Source organism: Corallococcus sp. 4LFB (assembly GCF_046520365.1).
GTDB classification, from domain to species: domain Bacteria; phylum Myxococcota; class Myxococcia; order Myxococcales; family Myxococcaceae; genus Corallococcus; species Corallococcus caeni.
The window spans coordinates 1-1,838 of record NZ_JBKGHJ010000899.1 but is presented as its reverse complement, the minus strand read 5'-3'; the positions used below and the strand labels follow the sequence as shown (position 1 = coordinate 1,838).

At 70.1% G+C, this 1,838-nt stretch carries 2 protein-coding genes and 1 pseudogene; 2 read left to right on the top strand and 1 reads right to left on the bottom strand.

Annotated elements, in window-relative coordinates; all coding sequences use genetic code 11:
• Positions 1-319 (top strand): annotated as a pseudogene (locus ACLEQD_RS42545) (hypothetical protein); the annotation flags it as partial.
• Positions 320-359: 40 nt separating this feature from the next.
• Here ACLEQD_RS42545 and ACLEQD_RS42540 read toward each other — a convergent pair.
• A complete protein-coding gene (locus ACLEQD_RS42540) occupies positions 360-1,289 on the bottom strand; it encodes a hypothetical protein (RefSeq protein WP_410391674.1) in 930 nt (309 codons plus the stop codon).
• 50 nt (positions 1,290-1,339) lie between these two features.
• On the opposite strand from ACLEQD_RS42540, the gene ACLEQD_RS42535 reads away from it, so the two are divergent.
• Positions 1,340-1,838, top strand: a 499-nt coding sequence (locus ACLEQD_RS42535) for an alpha/beta fold hydrolase (protein ID WP_410391675.1), incomplete at its 3' end; no start/stop codon positions are given.

Here is a 1,838-nt window from a genome sequence, read left to right as displayed (position 1 = left end):
CGCGCGCGGTGGTGGTGACGAGCGCGTCCGGGCCGCCGCCCGCGTGGCCCTGTCCGGACAGGTGGACTGGCACGTGGGGGCCGCGGGCGAGCCGCTCATCACCGCACTGCCGGCGCGCACCGCCCGCGACGTGACGCTCATCGCGGGAGAGGTGGTGCGCGCGGTGGATCCCCGCGGCGGACAGGTGCTCGCGGAGGTGCGCGCGGGGGTGGGGCTCGTCGCGCTCCAGGCCGACGTGCGCCTCAACCTGTACTTCCTGGACGACGCCGGCACGCTGTCCGCGTACCGGCTGGGGTCGCACTTCGCCGTCGTGAAGTGACGAGGTGAAGGGCTACTCGCCCTTCACCGGATACGACGGGCTACTCGCCCTTCCTCGCGGAGGCCTTGGCCGGGTCGATCTCCTCCTCCGGCCGCTCCTCCTGCGTGGCGCCTTCCCACGTCTCGTTGGCGCCCAGCTTCCACTCGGACGGCACGTCCAGCTTCCACACGTAGGTGGCGTTGGCGTTGCCGCCGGACGGCGCGTGCGAGGCGACGTTGATGGTCATCTCCAGCTTCGACACGTCCGCGGGCAGCAGGTCCAGGTCGTAGTGGCCCAGCACCATCTGCGGGGGGAACTCCGCGATGAGGCGCTCCGGGTAGTCGATCTTCATCGACGGATCCGCGCCGCGCATCTCGCCCAGCAGCTTGCCCTTCGCGTCGGTGAGCTTCCACACCGTGTCGAACGCGGCGCTGGTGACCATCTTCTTCAGCTTGCCCTCGTCCTTCTCCACGCGCTGCGCGCCCCAGAGCACCAGTTGCAGGCGGATCTGCGGCTTGCCCATCACCATCACCACGTCGTTGGACACCACGTCCAGGCGCATGCCCTTGTCCGTGGCGGTCCACACCGGGCGGTAGCGGCCCTCGTGCAGGGCGTCGAACTGCTTGCGCGCGTACTCGTAGAAGGCCTTGCGGTCCGCGGCGCGGTTGTCCTTCTTCTCCCCGCCCGACTCCGCGCGCTTCTCCAGCTCCGCCAGGTAGTTGTCGAACTTCTTGTTGCCGTTGAAGCGGTCCAGGTGCGCGTCGACGTCGTCGAAGTACGCCTTGAAGAAGGACTTCAGCTCGTCCCGGTAGGACGCCTCATCCGGGTTGGTGCGCATCCAGCCCACGCGCTCCAGGTAGACGGCCTGGACGCGGCGGAAGTCCGCGTCCCGCTCCGCCTCGAGCGCCCGGGCGGAGGCGGTGCGGTGACTCGCCACCGCGGCGACGATCACCAGGGCGATGACAACGATGATTCCGAAGTAGCGCTTCAAGCGACAGGCTCCTGTGCGTTCGGGCAGGCAATGATATGAGCCGCATCATCGTGCCCCAGGCCGAGGGAATCCACCTGTTCACCGTGCCCCTTCCGCTGGAGGAAGGAGAGCTGCTGGGAAGCCCCCAGATTGCCTGGCAGGCCTTCGGGAAACCGTCTGATGGCAAAGCGGTGGTGGTGCTGCACGACCTGGCCCACTCCCACCGGGCCTTGAGCACGGAAGTGAACGGTGCGTTCCAACCCTCGGGCTGGGGGCGTGAGCTCATCGGCCCGGGCAAGGCGCTGGATCCGGACGTGACGCCGGTCATCGTGCCCAACCTGCTGGGCAGCCCGTTCGGCTCCACGTCGCCGGTGACGCCGGATCCGCACACGGGGGCGCCGTGGGGCGCGGCCATGCCGCCCATCACCGTGCTGGACATGGCGCGCGGCGTGGCCGCGCTGCTGCGGGCCCTGGGGCTCACGCACGTGCGGGCGCTGCTGGGCGTGGGCCTGGGCGGGCTCGTCGCGCTGCGGCTCGCGGCGCTGTTCCCGGAGCTGGCGGACGGCGTGG